The organism is Streptomyces hawaiiensis (genome assembly GCF_004803895.1).
In the GTDB taxonomy this organism is placed as follows: Bacteria; Actinomycetota; Actinomycetes; order Streptomycetales; family Streptomycetaceae; genus Streptomyces; species Streptomyces hawaiiensis.
In genome coordinates, this window is the sequence record NZ_CP021978.1 from 5,955,567 (window position 1) to 5,977,326 (window position 21,760).

20 protein-coding genes are annotated in these 21,760 nt (G+C 71.3%); 8 read left to right on the forward strand and 12 right to left on the reverse strand.

Translation table 11 applies throughout. The features are described 5' to 3' along the window. Positions 1-14: 14 nt before the first annotated feature. Positions 15-656, reverse strand: a complete 642-nt coding sequence (locus tag CEB94_RS27695) for a response regulator (protein ID WP_175434765.1) — start codon at positions 654-656, stop codon at positions 15-17. Continuing rightward, positions 653-1,837 (reverse strand): sensor histidine kinase, encoded by a 1,185-nt coding sequence (locus CEB94_RS27700; RefSeq protein ID WP_175434766.1) that lies wholly within the window; start codon positions 1,835-1,837, stop codon positions 653-655. The genes CEB94_RS27695 and CEB94_RS27700 overlap by 4 nt, the downstream gene beginning before the upstream one ends. Positions 1,838-1,989: 152 nt before the next feature. Between CEB94_RS27700 and CEB94_RS27705 the strand changes: the two genes are divergently transcribed. Together CEB94_RS27705 and CEB94_RS27710 are read left to right on the forward strand one after the other, a co-directional pair. After that, positions 1,990-2,571 carry a hypothetical protein gene (locus CEB94_RS27705; RefSeq protein WP_175434767.1) on the forward strand — a complete coding sequence of 194 codons (582 nt, stop codon included), beginning with the start codon at positions 1,990-1,992 and terminating at the stop codon, positions 2,569-2,571. Continuing rightward, complete coding sequence (locus CEB94_RS27710) at positions 2,568-2,756, forward strand: DUF5708 family protein (protein WP_175434768.1); 189 nt, start codon at positions 2,568-2,570, stop codon at positions 2,754-2,756. The genes CEB94_RS27705 and CEB94_RS27710 overlap by 4 nt, the downstream gene beginning before the upstream one ends. On the opposite strand, the gene CEB94_RS27715 is transcribed toward CEB94_RS27710, so the two are convergent. After that, positions 2,753-3,325 (reverse strand): cob(I)yrinic acid a,c-diamide adenosyltransferase, encoded by a 573-nt coding sequence (locus tag CEB94_RS27715; protein ID WP_175434769.1) that lies wholly within the window; start codon positions 3,323-3,325, stop codon positions 2,753-2,755. The two genes, CEB94_RS27710 and CEB94_RS27715, sit on opposite strands and share 4 nt — an antisense overlap. Before the next feature lie 370 nt (positions 3,326-3,695). Here CEB94_RS27715 and CEB94_RS27720 point away from each other — a divergent pair, with 370 nt between their 5' ends. The 4 genes from CEB94_RS27720 (at position 3,696) to CEB94_RS27735 (ending at position 8,631) form a co-directional block, all read left to right on the forward strand. Then, the gene (locus CEB94_RS27720; RefSeq protein WP_175434770.1) at positions 3,696-4,442 is read left to right on the forward strand and encodes an RNA-guided endonuclease InsQ/TnpB family protein; all 747 of its coding nucleotides are present in this window, start codon (positions 3,696-3,698) and stop codon (positions 4,440-4,442) included. Positions 4,443-4,533: 91 nt separating this feature from the next. Continuing rightward, entirely contained in the window at positions 4,534-5,382 is an 849-nt protein-coding gene (locus tag CEB94_RS27725; RefSeq protein ID WP_175434771.1) for a 3-hydroxyacyl-CoA dehydrogenase family protein, read from the forward strand. Between the two features lie 150 nt (positions 5,383-5,532). Then, positions 5,533-5,856: an STAS domain-containing protein gene (locus tag CEB94_RS27730; protein ID WP_003993003.1), complete on the forward strand. Its 324-nt coding sequence runs from the start codon at positions 5,533-5,535 to the stop codon at positions 5,854-5,856. A 267-nt stretch (positions 5,857-6,123) separates the two neighbouring features. Further along, on the forward strand, positions 6,124-8,631 hold the full coding sequence (locus tag CEB94_RS27735; RefSeq protein WP_175434772.1) for an ATP-binding protein: 2,508 nt from the start codon (positions 6,124-6,126) through the stop codon (positions 8,629-8,631). A 67-nt stretch (positions 8,632-8,698) separates the two neighbouring features. Here the strand turns inward: CEB94_RS27735 and nucS are convergent, their stop codons facing one another. Then, a complete protein-coding gene (gene nucS / locus CEB94_RS27740; RefSeq protein ID WP_031140730.1) occupies positions 8,699-9,370 on the reverse strand; it encodes an endonuclease NucS in 672 nt (223 codons plus the stop codon). 253 nt (positions 9,371-9,623) lie between these two features. Between nucS and CEB94_RS27745 the strand changes: the two genes are divergently transcribed. Next, entirely contained in the window at positions 9,624-10,016 is a 393-nt protein-coding gene (locus CEB94_RS27745) for an SCO5389 family protein (RefSeq protein WP_030246492.1), read from the forward strand. Positions 10,017-10,100: 84 nt separating this feature from the next. On the opposite strand, the gene CEB94_RS27750 is transcribed toward CEB94_RS27745, so the two are convergent. Next, positions 10,101-11,129: an LLM class flavin-dependent oxidoreductase gene (locus tag CEB94_RS27750; protein WP_175434773.1), complete on the reverse strand. Its 1,029-nt coding sequence runs from the start codon at positions 11,127-11,129 to the stop codon at positions 10,101-10,103. Positions 11,130-11,393: 264 nt separating this feature from the next. On the opposite strand from CEB94_RS27750, the gene CEB94_RS27755 reads away from it, so the two are divergent. Next, positions 11,394-11,726: an ATP/GTP-binding protein gene (locus tag CEB94_RS27755; protein ID WP_175434774.1), complete on the forward strand. Its 333-nt coding sequence runs from the start codon at positions 11,394-11,396 to the stop codon at positions 11,724-11,726. A gap of 6 nt (positions 11,727-11,732) precedes the next feature. Here CEB94_RS27755 and CEB94_RS27760 read toward each other — a convergent pair whose 3' ends face one another. The 7 genes from CEB94_RS27760 to mce form a co-directional block, all read right to left on the reverse strand. Next, positions 11,733-12,614, reverse strand: a complete 882-nt coding sequence (locus tag CEB94_RS27760; RefSeq protein WP_175434775.1) for an ABC transporter permease subunit — start codon at positions 12,612-12,614, stop codon at positions 11,733-11,735. Continuing rightward, positions 12,611-13,960 (reverse strand): ABC transporter ATP-binding protein, encoded by a 1,350-nt coding sequence (locus CEB94_RS27765; protein ID WP_175434776.1) that lies wholly within the window; start codon positions 13,958-13,960, stop codon positions 12,611-12,613. Before CEB94_RS27765 ends, CEB94_RS27760 begins: the two co-directional genes overlap by 4 nt. A 121-nt stretch (positions 13,961-14,081) precedes the next feature. Then, complete coding sequence (locus tag CEB94_RS27770; RefSeq protein WP_175434777.1) at positions 14,082-14,852, reverse strand: ABC transporter permease; 771 nt, start codon at positions 14,850-14,852, stop codon at positions 14,082-14,084. A 4-nt stretch (positions 14,853-14,856) separates the two neighbouring features. Then, the gene (locus CEB94_RS27775; RefSeq protein WP_175434778.1) at positions 14,857-15,825 is read right to left on the reverse strand and encodes an ABC transporter ATP-binding protein; all 969 of its coding nucleotides are present in this window, start codon (positions 15,823-15,825) and stop codon (positions 14,857-14,859) included. Between the two features lie 85 nt (positions 15,826-15,910). After that, positions 15,911-16,846, reverse strand: a complete 936-nt coding sequence (locus CEB94_RS27780) for a coiled-coil domain-containing protein (RefSeq protein WP_175434779.1) — start codon at positions 16,844-16,846, stop codon at positions 15,911-15,913. Between the two features lie 183 nt (positions 16,847-17,029). Next, the gene (scy, locus tag CEB94_RS27785) at positions 17,030-20,977 is read right to left on the reverse strand and encodes a polarized growth protein Scy (RefSeq protein ID WP_175434780.1); all 3,948 of its coding nucleotides are present in this window, start codon (positions 20,975-20,977) and stop codon (positions 17,030-17,032) included. 233 nt (positions 20,978-21,210) lie between these two features. Then, the gene (gene mce / locus CEB94_RS27790) at positions 21,211-21,651 is read right to left on the reverse strand and encodes a methylmalonyl-CoA epimerase (protein ID WP_175434781.1); all 441 of its coding nucleotides are present in this window, start codon (positions 21,649-21,651) and stop codon (positions 21,211-21,213) included. Positions 21,652-21,760: the final 109 nt, after the last annotated feature.

Genomic DNA, 21,760 nt, shown 5'->3' on the forward strand with positions numbered 1-21,760 from the left:
ACACCCGAGTCGGGTCAGATCCCCAACTCCTGCGCGAGCACCGCCGCTTGCACCCGGCTGCGCAGCTCCAGCTTCGCCAGCAGGCGGCTGACATGCGTCTTGACCGTCGCCTCGGCCATGTCCAGCCGCCCGGCGATCCCCGCGTTGGACAGGCCCTCGCCGAGGCAGGACAGCACCTCGCGTTCCCGCCGGGTCAGCTGGTCGAGCACCGCCGGATCGGCCGCGGGCTCCCGGGCGGGCCTGGCGGCGAACTCCGCGATCAGCCGCCGCGTGACCGCCGGCGCGATCAGCCCCTCCCCCCGTGCGACCGTCCGTACGGCCTCCAGGAGATCCGTCGCCTCGGTGTTCTTCAGGAGGAAGCCGGAGGCGCCCGCGCGCAGCGCCCCGAAGACGTACTCGTCGAGGTCGAAGGTGGTCAGCACCAGCACGTCGGCCAATTGTTCCGCGACCACCTGCCGGGTCGCCGACACCCCGTCCAGGCGCGGCATCTGAACGTCCATCAGCACCAGGTCCGGCCGCAGTTCACGGGCCTGCGCCACCGCCTGCTCGCCGTCCGCGGCCTCGCCGACCACCTCGATGTCGGGCGCGCTGCGCAGGATGAGGACCAGGCCGGCGCGGACGGCGGACTGGTCCTCGGCGACCAGGACGCGGATCATTCGGGTTCTCCTTCGGTGACGGGCAGGGTGGCGCGTACGGCCCAGATCTTGCCGTCCGGCGAGTCCTCCGGGCCGGCCTCGAACGTGCCGTCCAGCAGCGCGGCGCGTTCCCGCATGCCGACCAGGCCGGCGCCCGAGCCCGGGGCTCTCGGACCGTCCCGGTCGCCGTACGGGCTGGTCACCGCGACGCTCAGTACGCCGTCCGGCTGGGCCAGGGACACGGTGACCCGGCCGGGGCCGGCGTGCTTGAGGGCGTTGGTGAGGGACTCCTGGACGATGCGGTAGGCGGCGAGTTCAACGGGCGTGGGGACCGTGCCGTGCGTCGCGTCGAGCACGACGTCGAGACCGTTGGTGCGGGCGCCGTCGACCAGGGCGCCGAGTCCGTCGAGGGTGGGGGCGGCGACCGGCTCGGTGTCGCCGCTGGAGTCGCGGAGGATCCCGATCAGGCGCCGCATCTCCGCGAGCCCCTCGACGCTGTTCTCACGGATCACGGTCAGGGCGTCCTGGGAGGTGCTGGGGTCGTCCAGGGAGAGCGCGGCCGTGGAGTGGATGGCGATCGCCGACAGGTGGTTGGCGACCATGTCGTGCAGTTCGCGGGCCATCCGGGCGCGCTCGGCGGTGACCGCCTGGGCGCGGTCCATCTCGGCGAGCAGCGCGGTCTGCTCGGCGCGCAGCCGGGCCGCCTCGGCGGCATCGCGGTGGTTGCGGACGATCAGGCCGGTGGCGGCGGGCCCGAACGTGACCAGGCCGGTGATCACACCGATGAGCAGCGCTTCGGGCTCGCGCCAGACCGCGAACGGCACCACGGCTGCGGCCACCGTGAGCAGCCCGGTGATGCGCGGGATGCGGTGGGCCGAGGCGGGCGGCCCGTACAGGACGGCCGCGTACATGAGATCGGTGTACATCAGGATCGTGACCAGGCTGCCCTGAGTGACGGTGTCCAGGACGATCGCGGGCGTGCCGATCAGCAGGGCGGTGCGGGGGGCGGTCCGGCGCAGCAGCTCGCAGCCCGCCATGACGACGAGCGGCAGCAGCAGCGGCCAGCGTCCCGGCAGGAGCACGTAGGCCTCGGTGTGCGGACGGGTGGCCAGGCCGACGCCCCACAGGAGCAGTCCGCCGAGCAGGCCGCCCAGCGCGACGTAGACGTCGAAGCGGCGGGGGCGGGGGAGTCGGACGGCCATGGCCCCATCCAACACGGCCGCCCGGCCCCGCGCCTGATCCCCGCGGAGGGTCCCCGGCTGCATCTTTCGATGTAGCACGGGTTCGTCAGTCGCGACGACGATTCCGGCCGCCCGGGACGGGAGCCTTGAAGGGTGACCGAGAGGAGCGAACCGTGATCGTCGCCTTGATCGCCGCCTGTGAGATCGGCTTCTGGGTGCTGCTGGCGGCCGGGCTGGCCTTCCGCTACCTGCTGCGCATGCCGCGGACGGGGCTGGCGCTGCTGCTGTGCGAGCCGCTGCTGGAGGTCGTCCTGCTGGTCGCCACCGCGCTGGACCTGAAGAACGGCGCGGAGCCGAACTGGACGCACGGCCTGGCCGCGCTGTACATCGGCTACACCGTCGGCCACGGGCACCGCACCGTGAAGTGGCTCGACGGCCACGCGGCCCACCGCTTCGGCGGAGCCCCGCCGCCCCGGCAGCCGCCGCAGTACGGCATGCCCCGGGCCCGTCACGAGGGCAGGGTCTGGACGGGCACGCTGATCGGAGCGGCGGTGGCGACCGCGCTCCTCCAGCTCGCGATCTGGTACGTGGACGACCCGAGCCGCGTCACGTCCCTGGAGAGCTGGCGCTACGTCGCCTGGCGCGCAGCCGGCATCCACGGACTGATCGCGCTGAGCTATCTGATCTGGCCGCGGAAGGCCCCTGCGGGCGAGCCGGAGGCGGCCACCACCCCGAAGGAGAGGCTGCACCGATGAGCAAGGCGAAGCAGTATGCGGTGGAGGGCGTCGGCACATTCCTGATCGGCCTGCTGCTGTGGCGGTTCACCGGCGACGTGGAGGTCCCCGTCGTCACCCTCACCAAGGTCGGCATCGTGATGATGATCGTCGGCGGGGTCCTGTCCGCCAACGGCCTCTGGCACGCCGCGCGGGGCAGAACCTAGCGTTCCCCGCCCGGCACCCACAGCACGTCTCCGGCCTCCTTGTTCGCCGTCCTCGCGAGGATGAACAGGAGGTCGGAGAGGCGGTTGAGGTAGGTCGCCGTCAGCGGGTTCATCACCTCGCCGTGCACCTCCAGCGCCGCCCACGTGGAGCGCTCCGCCCGGCGTACGACCGTGCAGGCCTGGTGGAGCAGGGCCGCGCCCGGGGTGCCGCCGGGGAGGATGAAGGAGCGGAGCTTCTCCAGCTGTCCGTTGAAGCGGTCGCAGTCCGCCTCGAGCCGGTCGATGTAGAACTGCTCGACCCGCAGGGGCGGGAACTCCGGGTTCTCCACCACCGGCGTCGACAGGTCCGCGCCCACGTCGAACAGGTCGTTCTGGACGCGGGTGAGGACCGTGACCATGTCCTCGTCCAGGCCGCCCAGCGCGACCGCCGTGCCGATCGCCGCGTTCGCCTCGTTGGCGTCGGCGTACGCGGAGATCCGCAGATCGGTCTTGGCGACCCGGCTCATGTCGCCGAGGGCTGTGGTGCCCCGATCACCGGTCCTGGTGTAGATGCGCGTCAGATTGACCATGTGGCCAATCTAGACGTCGTGTCATGGGCGCACCTCCTCACCTATTGGTCTCGTACACGCGCACCTCATTCGCACCCGTGTCCTGAAGGTCGGAACGTCGTTGACGGAGGTGAGGTCATCGCGTCGCCCAGGGGGAAACATGCTGGTCGGAAGGAGATACTGGCATCTGTGGCTGAGGACCGCGCCGTCCCACATTCTCCAGCAGACCCTTCGGGACCTGGACAGAGCATGCCGTACCCATGGCACGTTCGGTGTGCGGTGGAGGGCGAGGCAGCGGTGGCAGCCATCCTTCCGGTTTCCTGACCGGCACCTGTCCGTCGAGCGGCTCGGACGCAAGCGTGGCAGGGCGCGGCTGCCGAAGCTCGGCTGGATGATCTTCCGCTGGTCTCGTCCGCTCGGCGGCACGCTGAAGTCAGCCACCGTTTCACGTGACGGCAAGCACTGGTACGTCAGCTTTCTGGTGGAGACCGGCACCACTGGACCCGCAGTCTCGGTGGAGCGCGGTCGAGTCGGTATTGACCGCGGAGTGGCGGTGCTTGCCGCGACCAGCGATGGCCGGTTCTTCGACAGGAGCTTCATCACCCCCGGCGAGGCCCAGCGATACCGGAGACTCCAGCAACGGCACGCCCGCATGACCGCCACCGCCAGAGGGACCTCAGCCGAGTTGGGAACGCATATCGGGCAGAAGGCCGGACTGAACCGCGCGATCCTCGACAAGGGCTGGCACTCCTTCGAACTGGCAGTCCGCAACCGTGCCCGTCATACAGGCACCGCGGTGCGCACCGTCAACCCGGCTTTCAGTTCAACAACCTGCCCTGCCTGTGGACATGTGCATCCGGACAACCGCGAGAGCCAAGCGAGGTTCGTCTGCACCGCCTGTGGTCACCGAGAGCACGCCGACACGGTCGGCGCCAAGAATGTACTGGCCCGCGGGCATACGGGTCACAGGGCGTGGAGACCTCGGCGCCAGCCGGTCTGTGAAGCGCCAACCAGCGCAAAACCGCAAGGAATTAGCGCTCCGACCTCAGAGGTCGGAATCCCCGCGGCTTCGGCCGCGGGGAGGATCGCCAAGTCCGTCATGTGGGACGTGACACGGGTCTCACTCCATGAGACGTGAAACGCGTTACTAAGTCAGGCGCACGCCGCCTCACGAGCGCTAGTGTCCGCCCGAGAGGCAGACATAAGCAGCGCGTCAGGGGAGTCGCACAGTGGCACGGAAGCTCGCCGTCATCGGAGCCGGCCTCATGGGATCCGGCATCGCCCAGGTATCCGCTCAGGCGGGCTGGGAGGTGGTCCTGCGTGACGTCACCGACGAGGCGCTGACGCGGGGTACCGACGGCATCAAGGCGTCGTACGACAAGTTCGTCGCCAAGGGCAGGCTCGAGGCGCACGACGCCGACGCCGCCCTGGCCCGCATCACCGCGACCACCGACCTGGACGCCGCGGCCGACGCGGACGTGGTCGTCGAGGCCGTCTTCGAGAAGCTCGAGGTCAAGCACGAGATCTTCCGGGCGCTCGACAAGATCGTGAAGGACGAGGCGATCCTCGCCTCCAACACCTCCGCCATCCCGATCACCAAGATCGCGGCGGCGACCGAGCGCCCGGAGCGGGTCGTCGGCACGCACTTCTTCTCGCCGGTGCCGATGATGCAGTTGTGCGAACTCGTCCGCGGCTACAAGACCAGCGACGAAACCCTCGCCGCCGCCCGGGAGTTCGCCGAGTCGGTCGGCAAGACCTGCATCGTCGTCAACCGCGACGTCGCGGGCTTCGTGACGACCCGTCTCATCTGCGCCCTGGTCGTCGAGGCCGCGAAGCTGCAGGAGTCGGGCGTGGCCAGTGCCGAGGACATCGACCTGGCCTGCAAGCTGGGCTTCGGTCACGCCATGGGCCCGCTGGCGACGGCGGATCTGACGGGCGTCGACATCCTGCTGCACGCCACGAACAACATCTACACCGAGTCCCAGGACGAGAAGTTCGCGGCTCCCGAGTCGATGCGCCGGATGGTTGACGCCGGTGACATCGGACGCAAGAGCGGGCAGGGCTTCTACAAGCACTGAAACCGCACATGCCCCGGGCCCATCACACGCCAGGGTGAATTCGGTATCGGTTCGCTTACAAGAAGCAACCTCTGACTCCTCCACACAGTCAGAGGTTGCATCACACACATCCAGAACGCGGAGCACGATTCGCACGCACGGGGAGCGCATATGCACATCAGGGGCGACCACGCCGAGCTGGTCGTCGGGGGCCGCCTCGACGTCCGGAGCGCGGCGGACGCCCGTACGGTCCTGCACTCGGCCGTCGACGACGGAGTCGGAGACCTGGTGCTGGACCTGTCCGAACTGGACTCCTGGGACGCCACCGGACTGGGCGTGATCATGGGGGCCCACCGGCGGGCCGGCCGCTGCGGCCGGCGCCTGGTGCTGCGCGGAGTACCACCGCAGATGCAGCGCCTGCTGGTGGCCACCCGCCTGCACCGGATCCTGGCGATCGAGGGGGGCATCGGGGTGGAGACCCTTCCCCGCGTGTGACGCCTCGTACGGGTGTGAGCCGGGCGACCGAGGAGACCCGGACGCCCGTCGTCGAATCGTGCGACGCGCACAATCCTCACGAGACCGTGACGTTACGGACGGCGCGGTACCCCGGACTGTCGTAGATACTGTGCGAAGGTTTAGGGTTCGGCTGCCCGCTGCCTTGACACCCTTCGAGCGGGACCGGACCAGAAGCGACAGCGCGGTGTGCAGCAAGGCCGGGAGGGGCTTTTCCAGGCACACACACGCTTTTGGGGGGCTTGACCTATGGATCCTGACAACCGGGGACCCGAGGAGTTCGGCCACGACGGCGACGGCTCAGTGCCGCGCCAGCGCCCTCCCAGGGAATCCCTCGCACCCGACTTCGGGCAGCACGCGCCGGCGCTCGCCCGCACGGTGCAGCTCGTCTCCGGCGACTTCCTGCTGACCGTCAACCCCGTCGACGGCAGTGAGATAGAGGCCTGCCCGCCCGCCGAACGGCCCGCCCGGCCCGTGAAGCTCAGCGCGGCCGAGCGCGCCGAGGCCGATCGCGCGGCCCGCCCGCCCGTCCCGCCCGGCCCCTCGCAGCCCGCCCTGCCGCTGCTGGCCCGCCAGGACGAACGCGAGCGCCTGGTGCGCCTGCTCGCCCGCGGCCGCTCCACCCGCCTCACCGGCCCGGCCGGCTCCGGCCGCACCCGCCTCCTCGACCTGGTCGCCGAGGACTGCTCCGACCTCGCCCCCGACGGCGTCGTCCGCCTCAACGGCTTCGGGCGCACCTCCGGCGACCTGCTGTACGACCTGTTCCACGCGGTGTACAGCGCCCCTCTGCACCGCCCGGACCGGGACGAAGTGCTCACCTACGTCCGTGACATCGGCGCGGTCGTCGTCCTCGACGACCTGGAGTTCGGCGGCGCCGCGCTCGACGAGCTGCTGGAGGCGACCCCCGAGTGCGCCTTCCTGCTCGGCGCCACCCCGGACGTGCCGGCTCCCTCCGCCGACGCCGCCGTCGAGGAGGTCGTCCTCGACGGGCTGGAGCGCGCGGCCGGGCTCGACCTGCTGGAGCACGCCGTCGGCCGGACCCTCACCGAGGACGAGTCCAACTGGGCGGGCGACCTCTGGTTCGAGTCCGAGGGCCTGCCGCTGCGCTTCGTCCAGGCCGGCGCCCTGCTGCGCCAGCGCGACCGGCTGCGCGCCGGCACCAGTGCCGTCGACGAGTTCGGCGTCTTCGAGGACGCGGCCCCGGCCGACACCGCCGAGGCCTACGACCTCGGTGACGACGTGCCGCTGCCCGCGCTCGGCGAGGCCGCCGCGCCCGCGCCGCTGCTCGCCTCCCGGCTGAGCGCCTCCGCCCGCGCCACCCTGCGCTTCGCCGTCGCCCTCGGCGGCGAGGTCCCGCACCAGGCGCATCTGCCCGCCCTGGTCGGTGACACCCACGCGGACGCCGCCCTCGGTGAACTGGCCGCCTGCGGTCTGGTCTCGCCGGTCGGCTCCCGCTACCGCCTCGCGGCCGGTGTGCCGGCCCAGCTGGAGGCCGCCGGGTACGCCGACGAGGCCGAGGCCGGTGCCCGCAGCGCCGCCCAGCACTACTCCTGGTGGGCCGGGCACCCCTCGGTCACCCCGGAGCGCGTGTGTGCCGAGGCCGACGCGGTTCTCGCCGCCCTGGCCGTCCTCGGACCGGCCACCCGCCCGCCCGCCGAGGGCGAGGAGAGCGCGGCCGTGCACCTGGCCCGCACCGCCGCCCCCGCGTTCGCCGCCGGACTGCACTGGAGCGCCTGGGAGCGGGCCCTGCGGGCCGGCGCCGAGGCCGCCCGGCTTGCCGAGGACGTCGCCGAAGAGGCCTACTTCCACCACGAGCTCGGCGTCCTCGCCCTGTGCGGGGGGCAGCTCGACCGGGCCCGCGCCGAACTGGAGGCCTCCATCGGCCTGCGCGGCGCCCTCTCCGACAAGCGCGGCACCGTCGCCGGCCGCCGTGCCCTCGCCCTGGTCGCCGACCGCTCGGGCACACCGATCGGGCTCGGGCCGACCGCGGGGGAGGAGGTGCCCGACACCCGTCACGAGGAGTCGGCGTCACCGCCCGGTGGCGTTCCGGCGGCCTTCCCGACGCTCCAGCAGCCGCCTTCCCCGTCCCTGGTCACCCACCGCAGCTCGCCCACGCCCTCACGGGGGGCCCGTGGCGGCCTCAAGGGCCTGGCCCGGCGCAACCTCGTGGCCGCCGGTGCCGGTGCCCTGCTCGTCGCCGTCCTGGGCACGGTGGTGACGCTCGGGGCGACCTCCGACAACGAGCAGAACCCGCCGTCCGACCAGGTGGGCGTCAACCCGTCCGCCAGCCAGGGCGTCAACGACGGCAGTCTCGGTGCCGACCGGCCGGCGAACGACGACGGTGGCGGCGGTACCGGCGAGGCGGCCGCCCGCCCGACGGACCCGGGCCCGGACGGCACACTCGGCACGTCGGACGACCCGACGCCGACGGACTCCCCGAGCGGTTCGCGGGACCCGAGCGACTCCGCGTCGCCGTCCAAGCCGCCGGCGTCCTCGAAGCCGCCGTCCACGTCCAAGCCGCCTACGACGTCCAAGCCCCCGGCGACGTCGAAGCCGCCGACGTCGAAGCCGCCGACGTCCGAGCCGCCGACCTCGGAACCGCCCACCTCCGAGCCGCCGACCTCGGAACCGCCGACGACCAGCCCGTCCACCTCCGACTCGGCCAGCGGCCCGGCACCGAGCGCCCCCACGAGCACCACCGCCAGCGCGCCGCAGAGCACCACGGGCACGCCCAGCAGCCCGGAGACGGTGATCTGACACCCGTGCACACAGCAGGGCCGGGTCCGTTGCGCGGACCCGGCCCTGTTCGTCGTCGTACGGGCTGTCAGAACAGCCGCAGCTTGTCGTCCTCGATGCCCCGCAGCGCGTTGTAGTCGAGGACCTGGCAGCCGATGCCGCGGTCGGTCGCGAGGACGCGCGCCTGGGGCTTGATCTCCTGGGCCGCGAAAACGCCGCGCACCGGGGCGAGATGGGGGTCGCGGTTCAACAGCTCCAGGTAGCGCGTGAGCTGCTCCACGCCGTCGATCTCACCGCGCCGCTTGATCTCCACCGCGACGGTCTTGCCGTCGGCGTCCCGGCACAGGATGTCGACCGGCCCGATGGCCGTCGGGTACTCACGGCGGATCAGCGTGTAACCCTCACCGAGTGTCTCGATGCGGTCGGCGAGCAGCTCCTGGAGGTGCGCTTCCACGCCGTCCTTGATCAGGCCGGGATCGACGCCGAGTTCGTGCGAGGAGTCGTGGAGGACTTCCTCCATCGTGATGATGAGCTTCTCGCCCGCCTTGTTGACGACGGTCCAGACGCCCTCTTCCTCGCCGGTGCCCTCCTTCAGCGTGCAGGGCGGCGACATCCAGTTCAGGGGCTTGTAGGCCCGGTCGTCGGCGTGGATCGAGACGCTGCCGTCCGCCTTCACCAGGATCAGGCGCGGGGCCGAGGGAAGGTGGGCGGTGAGCCGCCCGGCGTAGTCCACGGAGCAGCGGGCAATGACGAGACGCATGGTCGGCAACGCTACTCGACGGGCGCCTGTCGACGCGATTCGCCCTGGAAAACGTGTGTTCGGTAATGGCCGATTGTGTGCATGGTGTGCTCATCGGGAGTGTCTCATCTGCGCATTTTCCTGGTGTCGTCACCGTACGTTGCTTACCGTATGAGCGGGAGGTCGCGAGGCGTGTACGCAGCGTGTCCGGTATCGCGAACTCCCCCTGTCTGTCCGGCAACCCCTGCTCATCGGGGGTGCGAGAGGAGAACTCATGTCGCTCGACGTCTCACCGGCCCTACTCGAACAGGCCGAGCGAGGCGAGGTCGACGAAGCGGAATTCGTCGACTGCGTCCGGACCTCCCTGCCCTACGCGTGGGAGATGATCAGCTCACTGGTGGCCCAGCTGAAGGTGGACGGCGGCGCGTTCGCCGACAACCAGACGCCCCCGCCGGACGAGCAGGCACGCGGTCAGCTGCTGCGTGCGCTTGCGAGTGACGCGATACGCGGCGCGCTGCAACGGCACTTCGGTGTGCGCCTGGCCTTCCAGAACTGCCACCGGGTGGCCGTGTTCCCGCTTGACTCCTCGGTCGACGAGAAGCTGGGCCGTTTCACCTCGGTCCGCAGTCAGGTGCTGAACCAGTCACCTGAGTTCCGGGACTGCTGACGCGGCGCCGCTTGCTTGCCGCTCCGTACGCGGGAGGTGCAGTTCTGTACCGGAGCGGCAAGCCCCCAGGAATCCACCGCGCTCTCACACGAGTTGGGGGAGCACCTCGGCACCCAGCCTCCGCACGTTCTCCTCGGTCGCCGCCAGGTCTCCGGAGCCCTCGACGAGCAGCGCGAAGCGGGAGATGCCCGTCCGCTCGCTGGTCGCCGCCAGCCGGTCCGCGCACAGCCGCGGCGTGCCCACCGGGTGCAGTCCGCAGAGCAGTTCGGTGTACGCCAGCGGGTCGCGCATCCGGCGTGTGCGCCCGTCGACCGTGACATGGGCCTCCAAGCCCTGCTTCAGCCAGCCCGGCATCGTCTTCATCAGCGTTTCCGCCGCGTCGACCCGCCGGTCCGCGATCTGGCAGACGCCGGCCGACACATGGGACGCGCCCCGGATCTCCTCCGGCGACCGGCCGCAGGCCCGCGCGTGCCGCCGCCACAGCGCGACCATCTCGGCCTTCTCCTCGTCTCCCACGTGCATCCCGAGCAGCATCGAAAGACCCCGCTCGGCAGCGAGCCGCACGCTCGCCGGCGACGTGCAGGCGACGACGAGCTCGGGCCACGCCCCCTCCGTCAGAGCCTCCGACGGCCGGGGCACCACCGGGACTTCACGGAAGCGGAAGCGCTCCCCGTCGGCCGCGACGGACGACTCGCGCAGCCACCGCACCAGAAGCTCCAGGGACTCCGGGAACCCCGTCTCGTACGCCTCCAGACCCGCGCCGAACACCTCCAGGTCGACCCACGGGCCGCCGCGCCCGACACCGAGCGTGAAACGGCCGCCGCTCGTGTGGTGCAGCAGCGCGGCCTGTTCGCCGAGGGCCACGGGGTGGACGGTGGGCAGGACGCTGACCGCCGTACCGACCCGGATGCGGCGGGTGCGGCCGAGCAGTAAGGCGGCCAGGGTGACGGCCGACGGGCACGTGCCGTACGGCACGAAGTGGTGCTCGGCCAGCCAGACCGTGTCGAGCCCGGCCTCCTCGGCCACCTCGGCCGAGCGGACCGCGCGGTGCAGCGCCTCCCCCTCGCCCTGACCGGGGAACTGGGCCGCCAACACGAAACTTCCAACGCGCATTGCTTTCCCGCTTCCTTGGCTCCGACACGGAGCTCCCCCACAGGGCATAACCGTCTGACACGTGCCGAGGACACGGCCGGGCGGAGTATTTTGCGGATTGTCTGCAGAATGGGGCGTTCCGCCGGGAGCCCGGGGGAGAGCCCCCGGGGGCGAGCCCGCCGTGCCCGCGAGGGACTTATGGCGATTGGTGGCGTACGCCTACCCTCGTGCGCGCCGCGTAGGCTGGACGCGGCCCGCTTCCTGTATAGCCCCGAGAGGTGTCCCGTGTCCCCGCGTCGTAACCGACCCAAGGGCGCCGTTTCGTCCGGCCGGAGCGCCGAGGACGACCGTCCCGGCCGCTACGGCGGCTGGCAGTCCTCGGAGAACTGGCAGGGAGAGAACTGGAGCGTGCGGCAGGTGGCCGGCGCGAGCGCACAGGGCAAGTCGTACCGCTGCCCCGGCTGCGACCAGTTGATCCCGGACGGGGTGCCGCACGTGGTGGCCTGGTCGGAGCACACCGGCGTCGACGACCGCCGGCACTGGCACAGGGCCTGCTGGAACGCGCGGGACCGCCGCACCCCGGGGGTGCAGCGGTCCCGTAACGCGCCGAGGTTCTGACCGGACTCAGACGTCCCGCTTCTCCAGCAGCGCGAAGGCGCCGGCGAACGCGACGGCCGTGGCGCCGAGGATGATCCACAGCGGGTCCCAGCCGGACGGGCCGGACTGGCTGAGGGAGTTGGCGTAGAAGACGCTGAGCTGGTTCGGGATCGAGTACTCGAACAGGGCGTCACGCACCTTCTGCAGGGACTCCGAGAACATGAACAGCGCGATCACCAGCGGGGCCAGCACGGCGCCGATCATGATGGTGATGGCGCCGGCCGAGTGCCGGATGATCGAGCCGACGAGGAGCGAGAGCAGGCCCAGCAGCGCGATGTAGAGCGAGATGCCGACCGTGCCCTTGAGCCACTCACCGCCGGAGGGGTCCCTGGCGCCGTTGCCCTCCATCATGGCCACGTGCAGGAAGGCGACGAGGGAGCCGGCCACCAGCGTCACCACGAACGCGACCAGGAAGAACACGATGGCCTTCGCCGCCAGCACGCGTCCGCGGCTCGGGCAGGCGACCATCGTGGTGCGGATCATGCCCGTGCCGTACTCCGAGGCCGTGGTCAGCACGCCGAGCGTGATGACGCACATGCTGCCGAGCAGCAGACCGAAGAAGCCGAGGGACAGCGCGTTCTCGCCGGACAGGTCCGAGGAGGAGCTCGACACCACGATGCCGGTCAGCAGACCGATGCCGACGACGAGCAGGACGAACACGCCGAGCGTCCACATCGTGGAGCGCACCGACCTGATCTTCGTCCACTCGGAGGCGATGGCGTTCCCGAGGTGCGTGCGCACGACCGGGATCGGCGAGGTGTAGCCGGGGCCGCCGGGGTACGGGGCGGAACCGGGCGCCGCCTGCCAGGCGGGCGCGGCCTGCGGCATCTGGGGCTGGGGGCTGCTCATCGTGCGTCCTCGGGCTTGGTCAGGTCGGAGGTCGGGGCGGCGGCGGGCGCCGACGGCACCGGGGCGGGCTGCGCGGGGGCTGAGGCGGCCGGCTGGGCGACGGGGGCCACGGAGGCCTGAGGCGCGGGCTGCGCCGGGCCCTGCGGCGCCTGGGGCGCGTGCTGGGCATACGGGTTCGGCGTCCCCGCGCTGGGGGCGCCAGGGGCGCTCGGAGCGGGGCCGGGTGTGCCCGGGGCGCCGTGAGCCCCCGGAGCGCCGTACGGGCCCGCCGGAGCCTGCCCCGGTGCGCCCTGCGGCGGGGCCGGGAACGGCCGGCCGCCCTGCTGGGGCGGCGGCGGGGCGTACCAGCCCGGCTGGCCCTGCCCGGGCACCGGCATCGGCGGCTGCGCGCCGGGCGGCAGCGGCTGCTGGAGCCCTTCCTTCTGGTCGATCGTCGAGCGGTAGTCGACGGCGCCCTGCGTCATCCGCATGTACGCCTCCTCCAGGGAGGCCTGGTGCGGCGACAGCTCCCACAGCCGTACGTCGTGGTCGTGCGCGATGTCGCTGATGCGCGGCAGGGCCAGCCCCGTCACGCGCAGAGCGCCGTCCTGCTCGGGCAGCACGTGCCCGCCCGACTCGGTGAGCGCGGCCGACAGCTTCTCGCGCTGCTGCGGCTCGGTGTCGGGCGTGCGCACGCGCGCGAAGTCCGCGGAGTTCGCCGAGATGAAGTCGGTCACGCTCATGTCGGCGAGCAGCTGACCGCGCCCGATGACGATGAGGTGGTCGGCGGTCAGCGCCATCTCGCTCATCAGGTGGGAGGAGACGAAGACCGTACGGCCCTCCGCCGCCAGCGCCCTCATCAGGTTGCGCACCCAGAGGATGCCCTCGGGGTCGAGACCGTTGACCGGCTCGTCGAACAGCAGCACCTGCGGGTCGCCGAGCAGTGCCGCGGCGATGCCGAGCCGCTGCCCCATGCCGAGGGAGAAGCCCTTGGACCGCTTCTTGGCCACGTCCTGCAGACCGACGACCCCGAGCACCTCGTCCACCCGCCGGGCCGGGATGCCCGACAGCTGGGCCAGGGACAGCAGGTGGTTGCGGGCGGACCGGCCGCCGTGCACCGCCTTGGCGTCCAGCAGGGCACCGACCTGGCGGGCGGCGTTGGGCAGTCTGCGGTACGGATAGCCGCCGATCGTCACATGCCCGGCCGTCGGGTTGTCGAGGCCGAGAATCATCCGCATCGTCGTCGACTTGCCCGAGCCGTTCGGCCCGAGGAAGCCGGTGACGGCTCCGGGTCGCACCTGGAAGGAAAGGTTGTACACAGCGGTCTTGTCGCCGTAGCGCTTCGTCAGGCCGACTGCTTCGATCATGCTCCGCACCCATCGCAAGGTTCAGGACAGCAGGGCACACGCCCCCGTAAGGGTTAGGAGGATATCGAGGCGCTGACGGTTCCGCCCAAGACGAGGTAAAAGGTCAGGCCAAGCCTGCCCCCTAGGCATCGCGCTTCTTCAGCAGCACATAGCCCCCGACGAGCGCCGCGAGGACCCACAGCCCCATGATCCCCAGGCCGCCCCACGGCCCGTACGGAGTGTCGTCGTCGATCGGCGTGACCACCTGCATGATCTTGCTGCCGGCCTGGTCGGGTAGGAACCGGCCGACCTTCTTCGTCGCGTCGACGTTGCCCAGGATGTTGGAGATCAGGAAGAAGAACGGCATCAGGATGCCCAGCGACAGCATCGGCGAGCGCAGCATCGCGGCGACGCCCATCGAGAACAACGCGATCAGCGCCATGTAGAGGCCGCCGCCGAGCACGGCCCGCAGCACCCCCGGGTCGCCGATCTCCGCCCGGTGCGAGCCCAGCATCGCCTGCCCCAGGAAGAAGGCGGCGAAGCTGGTGACGAGGCCGACCAGGAGAGCGAGCCCGCCGGCGACCGCGATCTTGCTGAAAAGGAAGGAGCCGCGCTTCGGCACCGCGGCCAGCGAGGTGCGGATCATGCCGGTGCTGTACTCGTTCGACACCACCAGCACCCCGAACACGATCATCGCGAGCTGGCCGAGACTCATCCCCGCGAAGCTGATGAACGTCGGATCGAACTCGACCCGGTCCTGCGCGCTCATCGAGTCGAACTCGCTCTTCGACAGCGCCGAGATCAGCATGCCGAGGGCGATCGTCACCACCACCACCAGCGAGAGTGTCCACACCGTGGACGCCACCGACCGGATCTTGGTCCACTCCGACCGTACGACCTGTGTCACCGCCATCTGCTCAGCCCCTCTTCCCGCCGTCGCCCCATTGCTGCCGCGGTGGCTCGGGGCTAGCCGGGCTCGTCTCACTGTGTGCGTGGTACTCCACCGACTCCGCGGTCAGCTGCATGAAGGCCTCCTCCAGCGAGGCCTGTTGCGGACTCAGCTCGTGCAGCGTGATCCGGTGCTGCGCCGCCAGCTCGCCGATCTGCTCCGCCTTGCCGCCGTCCACCTCCAGCACCCCGTCACCGCTCTCCACGGCCACGATCCCGGCCTGGTGCAGCACGTCGAGCAGCCGCTCCCGCTGCGGACTGCGGACCCGGACGTAACTGCGTGAGTTGCGGTCGATGAAGTCCGCCATGGACGTGTCCGCGAGCAGCCGGCCCTGCCCGATGACGACGAGGTGCTCGGCCGTCAGGGCCATCTCGCTCATCAGATGGGAGGAGACGAACACGGTCCGGCCCTGCGCGGCGAGCGACTTCATCAGGGTGCGGATCCAGTGGATGCCCTCGGGGTCGAGGCCGTTGACCGGCTCGTCGAACATCAGGATCCGCGGATCGCCGAGCAGCGCGGCCGCGATGCCGAGCCGCTGACCCATGCCCATCGAGAAACCCTTGGTCTTCTTCTTCGCGACCGCCGTCAGCCCGACCGTGTCCAGCACGTCCCGCACCCGGCTGCGCGGAATGCCGTTGCTCTGCGCGAGGCACAGCAGATGGTTGTAGGCGGTACGCCCGCCGTGCCAGGCCTTGGCCTCCAGCAGGGCGCCGATGTACGTCAACGGGTCCTTGAGCTGCTGGTAGTGCTTGCCGTCGATACGGACGTCGCCGGCGGTCGGATGGTCGAGACCGAGGATCATCCGCATGGTCGTCGACTTGCCCGCGCCGTTCGGCCCGAGGAAGCCGGTGACGATGCCCGGTCTGACGGTGAAGGACAGGTTGTTGACCGCCACCTTCTCGCCGTACCGCTTGGTCAGCCCCTCCAGCTCAATCATGCCGCCACGCTAGAACGTGACAAAGCCCTCTGCCACCCGAGCGGCAGAGGGCTTTGCGGAGGTTCAGACTCCGTTTGCCGGACTGTTACCGGGACTGCTGCGCCGGGACCCCACGGGAGATCGGCTCGTCCTCGGCCGGCGTACCGGCGGCGGCCACCGCGGCGCCCGTGAGCGTCGCGAGCATCTCGCGGACGTTCGTCAGCTGGGCGTTGATGCTGTCGCGGCGGTTGGTGAGGGCCGCGAGTTCCCGCTCGGACTCCGAACGGATGCGGTCGGCCTTGGCGTTGGCGTCGGCCACGATGTCCTCGGCCTGGCGCTGGGCCGTCTCCACCGTCTGACGGGCGCGGCGCTCGGCGTCCGTGCGCAGCTTCTCGGCCTCCAGGCGCAGCTGCTCGGCGCGGTGCTCGATCTCGGCGAGGCGCTTCTCCGCCTTGGCCTGACGCGAGGCCAGGTCGCGCTCGGACTGCTCGCGGCGCTTGGCGAGGTTCGTCTCGAAGTCGGCGGCGGCCTGCGCGGCCTTGGCGCGGGTCTCCTCGAAGAGGGCGTCCGCCTCCTCACGCTTGGACTGCGCGTCTTTCTGCGCCTCGGAACGCAGCTGGGAAGCGTCACTCTTGGCCTTCTCGACGATCCGCAGACCCTCGTCCTCGGCCTTCGCCTTGCGCTCCGCCGAGTACGACTCGGCGTCGTTGCGCACCTGCTGGGCCGCCGACTCGGCGAGCTCGCGGTGCTGCTCGGACGCGCGCCGGGCCTCCTCGCGCAGGTCCTTGGCCTCTTCCTCGGCGAGGCGGAGGATCTTCTCCACGCGCGCACCGAGACCCGCGTACGACGGCTCGGCGTCGGTGATCTGGGCCTGGGCGTTCTGCGTCTCGAGGTGGAGCTCTTCGATGCGCTTTTCCAGAGCGGTGATGCGGGCGAGAGCGCTGTCACGGTCGGAGACGAGCTTGGAGATACGTTCGTCCACCTGAGCGCGGTCGTATCCACGCCGCACAAGCTCGAAGCCGTAGGGGGAAGTGTCGCTCATGGGGTTCCTGTCGAATGAGACCGGTGAGGTGATAGGTGGAATCCTAGGGGCCGAAACGGTGTGTCATCGAGCGGATGCGCGTTTGATCTGGAAAATGACACCCCTTTTGAGTGGCTAACCCCCGGACCGCTTGCCAAAAACTTGGTCAAAGGCCCCAGCACACACCGGATACGCCCCGTTTGGCTAGCTATCCGAGGACTTGCCACCCGAACGGGGTGCGCCGACCGTCGCGCCCGCCTTGACTCCGTTGTCCTTGCCCGTGGAAGGGGCCTCGAAGGACTCCAACGCCTCCAGGACGTCCTGGACACGGGAGATCTCGGCGTTGATGTCCTCGCGGCGGCGGACCAAAACCTCCAGCTCGCGCTTGCCCTCCTCCACCGTGCGCTTGGCCTCGCGGATCGCCTCGGCCTTGAGCTCCTCGGCCTCCCGGACCAGCGTGGACTTCTTCTGCTCGGCCTCCTTGAGGAGCCCCTCCGCCTTCTTCACCGCGGCGATCCGGACCTTGCCCGCCTCGGAGTTGGCCTCCGAGACGATCTCCTTGGCCTTCGCCTGTGCCTTCGCCAGCTGCTCCTCGGCCGCCTTGACGAGCGCGTCGCAGCGGTCGCCCGCCGACTTCATCGTCTCGGCAGACTCCCGGCGGGCCCGCTCGTGCAGCTCCTCGATCTCGGATGTGATGCGGTCCCGCAGCTCCTCGGCGCGTTCCCTTATCTGCGTGGCGTCCCGGCGCGCGCCGACCAGCAGCTCGTCCGCGTCCGTACGGGCCTTCTCCACCCGGGAGTTGCCCTCGACCGTCGCCTCCGACACCAGCCGGTCGGCCTCGGTGCGGGCGGCGCCCACCATCGTGTCGGCCTGCGCCTCGGCCTCCGCGGTGGTCTTGTGCGCCTGCTGCTGCGCCTCGGTCAGTAGCTTGTCCGCCTCGGCCGTGGTCTCCGTGATGAGCTTGTCGACCTGCTCGGCCGCCTCGGAGCGCCGCTTGTTGGCCTCCTTGCGGGCCTCGTCCAGGGTGCGGTCGGCCTCCTCGCGCGCCGTGCTGACGAGCCGCTCCGCCTCCGCCTCCGCATCGGTCTTCACACGCTCTGCCTCGGCGCGGACCCGCTCCGCGTGCCGCTGCGCCGAACCGACCGTCTCGGCGGCCTCGGCCCGCAGCCGCTCCGCCTCGCCGGTGGCGTCCCCGACCAGCTGGTCGGCCTTGGCGACCGACTCCGCCCGCACCCGCTCGGCCTCCGTGGCCGCCTCGGAGCGGACGCGCTCGGCCTCGGAGACCGCTTCCGTACGGACCCGCTCGGCCTCGGCGACCGTGTCCATCCGCAGCCGGTCGGTCTCCTGGACCGTCTCCGTCGTGAGCCGCTCCGCCTCGCTGCGCGCCTCGGTGATGAGAGTGTCCGCCTGCGTCGCCGCGTCCGACCGGATGCGGTTGGCGTCCTCCCGGGCGTCCGCCCGGGTGCGCGAGGCGCTCTGCTCGGCCTCGGCGATCGCGTCCGACGCCTCCGTGCGCACCCGCTGGGCGTGCTCGGCGACGTCCGTGCGGATCCGCTCCGCCTCCGCGATCGCCTCGGACATCGTCCGCTCGGCGAGCGCCTTGGCGGCCTCGGACTCCTCGTGCGCCGCGCGCCGCAGCCGGCCGGCGTCCTCGCTCGCCCGCTCCCGCTCGGCGTAGGCGTCGGAGCGGACCCGGTCCGCCTCCTCCTGGGCCTCCCGGCGCGTACGGTCCGCGGCGTGCTCGGCGGCACTGCGCAGCCCGGCGATCTCGTCCTGGGCCTGCTCGTGCAGCCCCGCGACGGAATCCCGGACCTGCTGGGCGTGCTGTTCGGCCGCCGACACCATCTCCGTGGCACGGCGGTCGGCCTCCTCGACCAGCCGTACGGCCTCGGTCTGCGCCTCCTCCACGCGCTTGCGCGCCGAGGCCAGCAGCTCCTCGCTCTGCTCGCGGGCCCGCTCGCGCTCCTGGTCGGCCTCCTGCCGGGCGCTGCCGAGGAGCTCCTCGGCCTCGCGGCGGCGCCTGTTGGCCTCCTCCTGGGCGGCGGCCAGCGTCTCGGACGCCTCAGCGGCGAGCCGCTCGGCGGCGGACTGCGCCTCCGCGCGCATCCGGTCGGCGCTCTCCTGCGCCTCCGACTTCAGCCGCTCGGCCTCGTTCGCCGCCTCCGAGCGCAGCCGTACGGCGACGGCCTCGCCCTCGGCACGCGCCGTGGACGCGTCCGCCGCGGCCTCGTCGCGCAGCCGCTCGGCCTCCGCCTCGGCCTGCTGCTGGAGCGAACGGATCCGCTCGGCGGCCTCGGCGCGCAGCCGCTCGTTCTCCTCGGCGGCCTCGCGGCGGATCCGCGCGACCTCCTCGCGCGCGTCCGACAGCGCCTGCTCGGCGGCCGTCAGACGCTCCTCCGCCTCCGTCTGGAGCCGCGTCAGCTCCTCGGCGGCCTCACTGCGACGAGCCTCTATGGCCCGCTCGGTCTCCTCGTGCAGCTCCCGCGCCGCGCGCTCGGCGTCCGCCTTGAGCGCCTCGGCCTGCTCGACGACCTCCTCACGGTGCCGCTCGGCCTCCTGCCGGGTGCGCTGGAGAGTCTCCTCGGCCTGCCGGCGCAGGGTCGTCGCCCGCTCGATGGCCTCGGTGCGGACCCTCTCGCTGTCCGTCTGGGCCGTCGTGCGCAGCTCGTCCGCGTCCGCCTTGGCCTTGGCGAGCAGCTCCTCGGCGGACTTCGCCGCCTCCTCGATCTGCGCCACGGCCTCCTTGCGGGCCTCGGCGCGGATCTTCTCGCCCTCGTCGACCGCGTCCGCCCGCAGCTGCTCGGCCTCGCCGCGCAGCCTGCGGGCCTCCTCCTGCAGCTCGACGGTCTTGGCGCGGTACTCCTTGGTGTCGTCCTTCGCCGCGCCCTTGAGCTGCTCGGCGATGTCGTGCGCCTCGGCCCGCAGCCGGTCCGCCTCGGCCTCGGCCTCCGAGCGGATCCGCTCGGCCTCCTCGGCCGCGGCCTTCGTGGTCTTCTTGGCGTCCTCCGACGCCTTGTTGAGGACTTCCTCGGCGGTCCGGGCCGCCTTGGACAGCTGGGTCGCGGTCTCCTCGGCGGTGAGCGTGCGGGCCTTCTCGGAGGCCTCCGCGACGATCTTCTCGGCCTCGGCGCGGGCGTCGGCGACCAGCTGCTCGGCCTCGGACTTGGTGTTCTCGGCCTCCTTCGTGGCCTCCTCGACCAGCCGGGCGACCTGCTCCTTGGCGGTGCGCGTCCGCGTCTCGTTCGCGGACTCGGCGCTCGTCAGGGCCTTGGCGGCGGCCTCCTTGGCCTCCGTGACCAGCTTCTCCGACTCGGTCTGCGCCTTGCGCAGTGCCTCCTCGGCCTCGGCCATCCGCTGCTCGGCGGCCTTGCTCAGCTCCTGGGCCTCGCGGCGCGCGGACTCCGACTCGGTGACGGTCGACGTACGCAGCTGCTCGGCGTGGTCCGTGGCCTCCTGGGCCTGCGTCGAGGCGGCGTTCAAAAGGCGCTCGGCGTCCGTGCGGGCGCGGCGCAGGATCTGCTCGGCCTCCGCGCGGGCCTCCTCGGCCGCGCCCGTCAGCCGCTGCCGGGCCTCCGTCGCCAGCCGCTCGGCCTCCGCGCGGGCGGTGGCCAGGGCCTGCTCGGCCTCGGCCCGGGACTCCTCCAGCAGCCGGCGGGCCTGCTGCTCGGTGCGGGCCCGCAGCTGCTCGGCCCACGCCACGTTCTCGTTGACGTGCGACTCGACCGTCTGGCGGCGCTCGGCCAGCTCCTGGTCCAGCTGCTGGCGGCGGGTCACCGCCTCCTGGTGCAGCTCCGCCTGGAGCCGGGCCGCCTGCTCGGCGTGCTCCTGGAGGATCCGCTGGGTCTGCGCCCGGGCCTCGCTCAGCTCCCGCTCGGCGTCGGTACGGATCTGGTCGGCCTGCATCTGCGCGTTGCGCAGCAACTGCTCGGCCTGCCATCCGATGTCGCCCCCCTCGAAGGAGGGCCGGGACATGATGGTGCGCCGCGCCTCGTGCAGCTTGGCGCGCAGCACCTCGACCTGGTAGCCGAGGTCCTCGGCGTGCTGGATCGCCTTTTCCCGTTCGGTCTTCAGCCGCTTCATCTCGGCTTCGAACCGAGAGAGGTGGTCGACGTCAGCCGCCGGCTCTCGCTCCTGGCTCTCGTAGCCCCGCACTGCGCGGTCCCATCCGTCCCCTGGTCGCAACACTCTCCAAACGAGCTCCGTCCATCCGCCGAACGGGGCCCCCGGGGAATGGTGTCAGATCATCGGCGGAGCAGAGGCTGCTGCCCCGACGCTCGTCCCCCGAAACCCGGACCCCGGTGGTCCTGCCGTCACACGGCGGGACCGCGGTCACCCTGGACTGAGCGGCGACCGCCCCCAACCCTACCGGCCCCTATGTACGAGGGTCAGTGCTCAGGTGACTCAACAGGCGCCGAAGTGACCAGTTCTGTCAGTACGCCATGACAGTCCTTGGGGTGCAGGAAGGTGATCCGTGACCCCATGGAACCGCGTCGCGGCTCTTCGTACAGCACGCGTACGCCCTTGCCCTTGATCTCGTCGGCGTCCCCGTCGACATCCGCCGTACCGAAAGCGATGTGGTGGACGCCCTCCCCGTTCTTCGCGAGCCACTTCGCGACGGCGGAGTCCTCACGGGTGGGCTCCAGGAGCTGCAGGTACGAGGCGCCGCCGTCGGACGTATCGTTGATCTTGAGCATGGCCTCGCGCACACCCTGCTCCTCGTTGACCTCGGAGTGGAACACCTCGAAGCCGTAGGTGGCACGGTAGAACTCGACGGTCTTGTCGAGGTCGAAACAGGCGATTCCGATGTGGTCGATTCGCGTCAGCATGGATTCAGTGCAGCGCTCCGAAGGTGGTTACGCAACGTGCGCGCGATCACACCGACAGCCCGATGACGGGGTGGAGTACCGGTCAGTACATTCGAAGTAAACCCTCGTT

Bases quoted from the DNA above. Each gene is read 5' to 3' on its own strand.
- CEB94_RS27695 (WP_175434765.1), bottom strand. From the start codon at position 656: ATGATCCGCGTCCTGGTCGCCGAGGACCAGTCCGCCGTCCGCGCCGGC.
- CEB94_RS27700 (WP_175434766.1), bottom strand. From the start codon at position 1,837: ATGGCCGTCCGACTCCCCCGCCCCCGCCGCTTCGACGTCTACGTCGCG.
- CEB94_RS27710 (WP_175434768.1), top strand. From the start codon at position 2,568: ATGAGCAAGGCGAAGCAGTATGCGGTGGAGGGCGTCGGCACATTCCTG.
- CEB94_RS27715 (WP_175434769.1), bottom strand. From the start codon at position 3,325: ATGGTCAATCTGACGCGCATCTACACCAGGACCGGTGATCGGGGCACC.
- CEB94_RS27720 (WP_175434770.1), top strand. From the start codon at position 3,696: ATGATCTTCCGCTGGTCTCGTCCGCTCGGCGGCACGCTGAAGTCAGCC.
- CEB94_RS27730 (WP_003993003.1), top strand. From the start codon at position 5,533: ATGCACATCAGGGGCGACCACGCCGAGCTGGTCGTCGGGGGCCGCCTC.
- CEB94_RS27735 (WP_175434772.1), top strand. From the start codon at position 6,124: ATGGATCCTGACAACCGGGGACCCGAGGAGTTCGGCCACGACGGCGAC.
- nucS (WP_031140730.1), bottom strand. From the start codon at position 9,370: ATGCGTCTCGTCATTGCCCGCTGCTCCGTGGACTACGCCGGGCGGCTC.
- CEB94_RS27745 (WP_030246492.1), top strand. From the start codon at position 9,624: ATGTCGCTCGACGTCTCACCGGCCCTACTCGAACAGGCCGAGCGAGGC.
- CEB94_RS27750 (WP_175434773.1), bottom strand. From the start codon at position 11,129: ATGCGCGTTGGAAGTTTCGTGTTGGCGGCCCAGTTCCCCGGTCAGGGC.
- CEB94_RS27760 (WP_175434775.1), bottom strand. From the start codon at position 12,614: ATGAGCAGCCCCCAGCCCCAGATGCCGCAGGCCGCGCCCGCCTGGCAG.
- CEB94_RS27765 (WP_175434776.1), bottom strand. From the start codon at position 13,960: ATGATCGAAGCAGTCGGCCTGACGAAGCGCTACGGCGACAAGACCGCT.
- CEB94_RS27770 (WP_175434777.1), bottom strand. From the start codon at position 14,852: ATGGCGGTGACACAGGTCGTACGGTCGGAGTGGACCAAGATCCGGTCG.
- CEB94_RS27775 (WP_175434778.1), bottom strand. From the start codon at position 15,825: ATGATTGAGCTGGAGGGGCTGACCAAGCGGTACGGCGAGAAGGTGGCG.
- CEB94_RS27780 (WP_175434779.1), bottom strand. From the start codon at position 16,846: ATGAGCGACACTTCCCCCTACGGCTTCGAGCTTGTGCGGCGTGGATAC.
- mce (WP_175434781.1), bottom strand. From the start codon at position 21,651: ATGCTGACGCGAATCGACCACATCGGAATCGCCTGTTTCGACCTCGAC.